The sequence below is a fragment of the Pseudomonas sp. SCT genome (assembly GCF_003864275.1).
Taxonomy (GTDB): Bacteria; Pseudomonadota; Gammaproteobacteria; order Pseudomonadales; family Pseudomonadaceae; genus Stutzerimonas; species Stutzerimonas stutzeri_AE.
The window spans coordinates 1-7186 of the sequence record NZ_BDJA01000019.1 but is presented as its reverse complement, the minus strand read 5'-3'; the positions used below and the strand labels follow the sequence as shown (position 1 = coordinate 7186).

Sequence of the window (7186 nt, the reverse complement as noted above, 5' to 3'; positions counted from 1 at the left end):
TTTCCAGTGTCGTCATTGTCGGCTATTGGCCGGCAGCAGCCCGTCGTTGCCTGATGGATCCAACCCCTCCGCTGCTATAGTGCAGTCGGCTTCTGACGTTCAGTGCAGCCGTCTTCTGAAAACGACAAGAGCATCACGGAGCGTATCGAGACTGGCAGTGCAACTGGAAAGTTGACGTTTCACCTGTTCTCAGCCCTCGCCGAGTTCGAGCGCAACCTGATCCGGGAGCGGACCCAGGCAGGGTTGGCTGCTGCTCGTGCTCGTGGTCGCAAGGGAGGGAGAAAGCCAGCACTGGATGCCAAGCAGGTTCGAGAGATCAAGGCGCTTTTGCGTGATCCTGATATTCAGGTCGCCGATGTGGCAAAACGCTACGGTGTCTCACGCGCCACCATTTACAAGCATGTTGGTGCGGTGCGCCCTGAGCGCGGCGCACTTCCGATGATTTAGCGAGGTCGTTATTCATGGCATTTGCGTCGAGCGTTGCCAATCAGCCTGTTACTGCTGCTGTATGCCCGATCAGAGCCGCGACTGAGGCTTTGGCTTCGGAAGGGGGGCTCGAGGCTCGCGGGGCCATTTTCACACGCTCCGAGGTGGTGGATTTCATCCTTGACCTGGCTGGCTACACGGAGGATCAAGCGCTTCACGAAAAGCGGCTTTTGGAGCCGTCATTCGGGGGCGGCGATTTCCTGTTGCCGATCATCGAGCGGCTGTTGAGTGCCTGGCGGGCAGCAAGGCCGAACGGGTCTGCGCTCGATGAACTGGCCGATGCGATCCGGGCAGTTGAGCTGCACCATGACACCTTCCGCAGTACTTATGCTGCCGTTGTCGCGCTGCTCAAGCGCGAGGGGGTCGCGGCGAATGCCGCAGCGGCCTTGGCTGATTGCTGGCTGTCGCAGGGCGATTTCCTGCTGGCACCGCTGGAGGGGAAGTTTGATTTCGTGGTGGGTAATCCGCCCTACGTCCGTCAGGAGTTGATCCCCGCCCCGCTGCTAGCTGAGTACCGCAATCGCTACCAGACAATGTATGACCGAGCCGACATCTACATCCCCTTTATCGAGCGCTCCCTGTCGGCCTTGTCGGATGCCGGCCGCTTGGGCTTCATCTGCGCGGATCGCTGGATGAAGAATCGCTATGGTGGGCCGCTGCGCAGCCTCGTGGCTGAGCGATTCCACCTGAAGGTTTATGTCGATATGGTGGATACACCGGCCTTTCACTCCGATGTGATTGCGTATCCCGCAATTACGATCATCAGCCGTGAGGCGCCGGGGGCAACGCGCATTGCTCACCGTCCCGCCATCGACAGGGCGACGCTGACCACACTGGCAGGTTTGCTGTGTGCCCCGACGCTGCCGAAGGACGCTGGCCCAGTGCGCGAACTCGCCTGTGTGACCAATGGCGCGGAGCCGTGGCTGCTGGAGTCATCTGACCAGATGGCCCTGATTCGTCGGCTAGAGGGCGCTTTCCCCCTCCTGGAGGAGGTTGGATGCAAGGTCGGGATCGGTGTCGCGACTGGTGCTGACAAGGCTTTCATCGGGGATTTCGAAGCGCTCGATGTTGAGCCAGACCGTAAGCTGCCACTGGTGACAACCAAGGACATTATGAGCGGTGAGGTGCAATGGCGTGGTCAGGGGGTCATCAACCCCTTTGCCGAGTCCAGCGGGCTCGTCGATCTTGACGAGTACCCGCGTCTGCGTCGCTACCTTGAGGCCCGGCGAGAGGTGATTGCCGGACGCCATTGTGCGCAGAAGTCTCCGAGCAACTGGTATCGCACGATTGACCGCATCATTCCTGCGCTGGCCTCGAAGCCGAAGCTTCTGGTCCCGGATATTAAAGGCGAGGCGCATATCGTCTTTGAAGGCGGTGAGTTGTACCCCCACCACAATCTCTACTACGTCACTTCCGAAGACTGGGATTTGCGGGCCTTGCAGGCTGTCTTGCTATCCGCAGTTACCCGCCTGTTCGTGGCGACGTACTCAACGAAAATGCGGGGTGGATTCCTGCGCTTTCAAGCGCAGTATCTACGCCGCATCCGCATTCCATGCTGGGCGGATGTATCTGAACCGTTGCGCCGTGAGTTGGCCGAAGCAGCCATCAAGCGAGACGTGCAAGCCTGCAATCAGGCGGTGTTCAAGCTCTACGGCCTCAGCCATGAAGAACGATCTGCCCTTGGAGGCAATGGAGAATAATGGCGCTCGATCTCGTCGATTACGAACAGAAAGCCCGCGAGGCCGTGAAGGCATTTTGGGGAAACCGCGAAGCCGCAAGGCAGAAGCAGATAGAGTCGGGTAAGGCCGACCAGGGCGAGCGGGCGGGCGTCACTGCGGGCAAGAACATGGACGGGTTCTTGGCCTTGGTGCTCGACATCATCAAAGCCAATGGGCTGGCTGATGCCAACATTTACCAGAACCGGGCGATGTTGACCCTGCCCGGTTACTTCCGCCCGACGAAGTTGTGGGATCTCCTGGTGATCTACAAGGGAGAGCTGATCGCCGCTATCGAGCTGAAGAGCCATGTCGGCCCATCATTCAGCAACAACTTCAACAACCGTACTGAGGAAGCCATCGGGACGGCCCATGATCTTTGGACGGCCTTCAGGGAAGAAGCATTCGGCAAGCAGCCGCGCCCCTTTGTCGGGTGGCTGATGATGGTCGAAGATGCGCCGGAGTCCCGCAGGCCCGTTCGTGACTCGTCGCCACACTTCCCGGTGTTTGATGAGTTCAAGGGCGCGTCCTATCTCAAGCGGTACGACTTGCTGTGCCAGAGACTGGTGCAGGAGCAGCTTTACACCACAGCAGCTGTCATTACAGCGGAGCGCGGAGCTGTGAATACTGGTGATTTCACAGAGCTGTCGTCGATGACCAGCCTCAAGACGTTCGTTGCTGCTTTGGCCGGTCACATCGCTGCAGAGGCAGCACGGTTGAGCTGATAGCTCTCCCGTACTTCGATAAATCTTGGCCGGAGGCCTGACTATGACTACAACCCCTATCGAGACAGTGACAGAGGTTTTACGCGGTTACGGGCGTGCAAACGAATCTGCGCTTGCATCTCTCCTGGGCGTGAGCGACTGGCAACGTATTGCCCGCCAGGAGCTTGAGCGCCGGGCTACCAGCATCGTGCAGATGCTCGATGATGAGAGCCTTGAGGCAATTGCATCCGGCACGCTCGACATGCAGGCCACGTGCCGACAGGTTGCCAACGAGATCAGCCAGACCGCTTAGGAGCCGTAAGGGATCACATGTCCGATCTGACAGGAAGTGAACGTCGGAAGCTGGAAAAGCTGCTTGGCATGGGTGGTGGTTACGTCCTGAACTTTTCCGACCGCACCTTCGGGGATTTCTTCGACGAATACCGGGTGGAGATTGACTCCGAGCGGTATAAGGTGCGGGGCACCTCCAAGGCAAACCGGATGCGCACCTTTTGGGATGCGGATGGAAACCATGTCGTGGGGCGTGTGATTGGTGGACTGATCGAGTATGCGACCGATGAGCAGTCCTTCGGCGACAGCAACCCGCTGCTGATCGACGACTGCCGGAAGATTGCCCAGCGTCTTCTCAGTGATCAGCCGGTGGCCGAGCTGGATGCGCTGACCGCCATCGCAGATGAGCGGGACTTCGAGGTGGTGGCGGAGCATGTCCGCGAGGCCATTGAGAAGAACCAGCCCGAGGGCGGACTGGATCGACTGCATACCTTCGTCAACAAGTTCATCCGGGTGACGTGCGAGCCACACGGCATCACGATCATGCGTGACAAGCCACTGCACAGCGTCTTCGGTGAGTACGTGAAGGCGCTTCGAGAGGGTGGCCACCTTGAGTCGGCCATGACCGAGCGCATCCTTAAATCCAGCATCTCAGTCCTGGAAGCCTTCAATGACGTGCGTAACAACAAGAGCCTTGCACATGACAACCCGATTCTGAATTACGAGGAGAGCCTGCTGATCTTCAACCATGTCGCATCGTCGATCCGCTTCATCAAGGCACTGGAAACGAAGATCAAGGCACAGGCTAAGGCAGCAGAGCAGCAAGCTTCGCGGTTCCCGTGGGATGAGAGCATTCCATTCTAGGGCTTGCTCCGCTATTTCCTAAGATAGGATCTGACATTCTTAAGCACGTTTGTGCTTTTGTGCCTAGAATCCCCTTGGCTGGGATGTATCATTAGCACAAAAGCACATTCGTGCTTTTGTGCTTTAATTGCCTGAGACCCAACACTCGCGGGGGGATTTATGCGGAAAATAGCGGTGCTTAATCAGAAAGGGGGAAGTGGCAAAACAACCCTCAGCGTGAACCTGGCCCGGGCTCTGCAGCTCGCTGGTCATCCGGTGCAACTCGTCGATTCTGACCCGCAAGGGTCCGCCCGCGACTGGGCTGAGGCTGGTGGTATCGAGCTGATGGAGGTGATCGGCCTGGACCGGAAAACCCTCCTGGCTTCGCTAGAAGGGAAGAAAGCCGGTGAGGGTTTCATCATCATTGATGGCTGTCCCCAGGCCTCGGAAATGGCGGTCGCGGCGATCCGGGCGGCTGACCTGGTGCTGATTCCCGTGCAGCCGAGCCCCTATGACATTTGGGCAGCTGCTGAACTGGTCGATCTAGTGAAGACACGTCAGGAGGTAACGGACGGTCGGCCACTGGCTGCTTTTGTAGTGAGTCGAGCTATCAAGTCCACCAAGCTGGCCGGGGAGGTTGCTGAGGCACTGCACGAGTACGGGTTGCCGACGCTCGATGCGGGGACGACTCAGCGCGTGGTCTACGCGTCGACTGCAGGGGAAGGCAAAACTGTTTTTGAGGAGCCGCAGTCTAGGGCTGCGCAGGAAGAGATTCAGGCCATTGCGCGGGAAGCGATGGCGCTGCTGGGGAATAAGTGATGGTGCTCAAGGCTCGCACAGCGCGTACAGAGACGCGCAGCAAAACAGCGATCAGCGGTGATGACAAGCGGCTCAACGTCACTCTGTCGGCGCGAGACTGGAGACGCCTAAAGAAGGCGGCATTCAAACGTGACACTTCGATGAAGGCAATAGTTGCTGAGGCTGTTGCCCTGTATCTCGATGGCCAACCAGCTGAAGTGCAGGACGTAGACTAGAAGCCTGGAGCACGAAAGCACATGAGCACGGAAGCACATTAGTGCTTTCGTGCTTTTTTTGTGTCCGCCTCAGGAACTATGGGGCTTACAAGGTTCTGCGTAGTTGAGTTGCGGCGTGTAAAAAAGAGGCGTATTGTCAATTTCTGTACGATAACGCCCCGCCAATCGCCATCCGCCTCGGGGTGTTAGGCTCTTTGAGCCTCTTAGATTCCCGTTGGCGGCCGGGAAGCGAAAACGAAAAAGCCCCGCATCGCGGGGCTTCACGGGCAGTGTGATGGTTGGCGCCATCCACTGCCTATGGTCTCGGGAGAATCTGGTTTAGCTGGCCGGATGCGAGACCTGGTAATCCATTTTAGGCGCTCGAATTGGCGTCGTCTATTGGTTTGTCAGGCCCTCCCCGAGTTTTGAAACGGAAATTTGGGGGAGCAGGTATGCAGGGCAAATTCTGGCTCGCACGCTGCTGCGGTGAGCCATGGCGAGCGCAGTAGAGCAACTATCACTGTTCGAGGCCGAGCAGTATCACGATATCAATCGGCACGGTTTCTTCTCGCTGCTAGTCGGCTCCCCTACTGGGAAGCGGCAGGATAGCTACCGGCTGTCACAGATGCCCGTTGTGCTCTCGATGCTCGATCACAGTCGGGACACCTGGCTGTCTCAGGCTGAGTTCATCCGGCCCAATCGGCGTGTCGTCAATCTCGCGCGGATCGGGCTGCTGTTTGCCGACCTGGACACCTATCGAGTAGACGACCTAGCAGGGCGCAGCCCCGATCAACTGGCGGCCTCGGTGTTGTATCACTGCGCGGTCGAGGGTATTCCAACTCCCTCCCTGCTAGTGTTCAGTGGGCGCGGTATCCAGGCCAAGTGGTTTTTGGATTGCCCACTGCCGCGGCAGGCGCTCCCTCGGTGGAACGCTTGCCAGCGACACCTCGTTGACCGACTGGCAGCTCTGGGGGCTGACCCAGCTGCTAAGGATGCCTCGCGAGTGTTGAGGCTCGTCGACACGGTGAACAGCAGGAGCGGCGAGGTTTGCCGCGTGGCGCATGTGGAGAACGGGCCTGATGGCCAGCCGGTGCGCTATTCGTTCGATTATCTGGCTGAAATGCTGCTGCCGGTGGCCCGTTGGGACATTGAGAAGCAACGGCAGGAACGCCTGGACCGCCGGCAGCTCCAGCTTGTCCAGAGCCAGGGAGGCCGAAGCACCAACCTTCGCGGATTCTCGGGTCGGCAACTGGCCTGGGATCGGCTGGAGGACCTGCGGCGGCTGGCAGAGCTGCGGGGAGGCGTCAGGGAGGGAGAGCGGATGCAGCACCTTTTCTGGCGCCTGAACTTCCTGCTGCTGTCTGGGGCCACGAATAGCGCCCAGATGTACCATGAGGCGGCAGCACTGGCCCGCGAGCTGGATTCATCCTGGAACTACCGCAGCAAGGAGCTGATGACGCTCTACGCGAAGGCCAGGCAGTACGAAGCCGGCGAGAAGGTCGAGTTTGGAGGCCGACAGTTTGCCCCGCTCTACACACCCCGGAACGACACCCTCATCAACCTGTTCCAGATCACCGACGACGAGCAACGCGCGCTGCGCACGCTCATCAGCCAGGACATGGCAAAGGAACGCGACAGGGAGCGCCACACGGCCCGCAGACGAGCTGCTGGGGCAGTTGATCGTGCAACCTATGAGGCCAATTCTGCGAGCCGTCAGAAGCCTTGGGAAGCGTTGGGGATGAGCCGTCGTTCCTGGTATCGAGCTGGGAAGCCTGACCCATCTGAAAATGGCACAAGTCCGACCGTATTACAGGTGGCTGCGGATCAGCAGGAGAGCCGGTAGATGTTTGGCACAGGTCCGTCCGTATTACTAATGGCGAAGCCCTCGGCCTTTGGTGGAGGGCTTGCGGCGTAGCCGCAGCATTGTTGCGAGAGCGGGCGCCTTTCATGGCGGCCTGCATTCGAGCGGTGCCCGTAAGGGCCAGCATATCGGCGGCCGCAGGCCGGGGATCGTGTCCCGGGAAGTGGTGTAACTGCCATGGCTCTGGCAGTCGAGTCTGCGGGGGCTCAGCTGATCACAGCGGATAGCCGAGCAGGTTGATTGTCACTGAGCGATTGCAGTCCCTCAAGCTGC

6 protein-coding genes and 1 pseudogene are annotated in these 7186 nt (G+C 59.2%); all 7 read left to right on the top strand.

Going from position 1 to position 7186, the window contains the following annotated elements; all coding sequences use genetic code 11:
- Positions 1 to 126: 126 nt before the first annotated feature.
- Positions 127 to 447: pseudogene (locus tag BHD08_RS22680) on the top strand (recombinase family protein); the annotation flags it as partial.
- Positions 448 to 461: 14 nt separating this feature from the next.
- The gene (locus tag BHD08_RS22675) at positions 462 to 2186 is read left to right on the top strand and encodes an Eco57I restriction-modification methylase domain-containing protein (protein WP_218567522.1); all 1725 of its coding nucleotides are present in this window, start codon (positions 462 to 464) and stop codon (positions 2184 to 2186) included.
- Entirely contained in the window at positions 2186 to 2926 is a 741-nt protein-coding gene (locus BHD08_RS22670; protein ID WP_125025208.1) for a type-2 restriction endonuclease, read from the top strand. Before BHD08_RS22675 ends, BHD08_RS22670 begins: the two co-directional genes overlap by 1 nt.
- A 43-nt stretch (positions 2927 to 2969) precedes the next feature.
- A complete protein-coding gene (locus BHD08_RS22665; protein ID WP_125025206.1) occupies positions 2970 to 3218 on the top strand; it encodes a hypothetical protein in 249 nt (82 codons plus the stop codon).
- Positions 3219 to 3235: 17 nt separating this feature from the next.
- A complete protein-coding gene (locus tag BHD08_RS22660; RefSeq protein WP_125025204.1) occupies positions 3236 to 4060 on the top strand; it encodes an abortive infection family protein in 825 nt (274 codons plus the stop codon).
- 159 nt (positions 4061 to 4219) lie between these two features.
- Positions 4220 to 4858 carry a ParA family partition ATPase gene (gene parA, locus BHD08_RS22655; protein WP_125025202.1) on the top strand — a complete coding sequence of 213 codons (639 nt, stop codon included), beginning with the start codon at positions 4220 to 4222 and terminating at the stop codon, positions 4856 to 4858.
- Positions 4859 to 5545: 687 nt separating this feature from the next.
- Positions 5546 to 6895, top strand: a complete 1350-nt coding sequence (locus tag BHD08_RS22650; RefSeq protein ID WP_125025201.1) for a replication protein — start codon at positions 5546 to 5548, stop codon at positions 6893 to 6895.
- Positions 6896 to 7186: the final 291 nt, after the last annotated feature.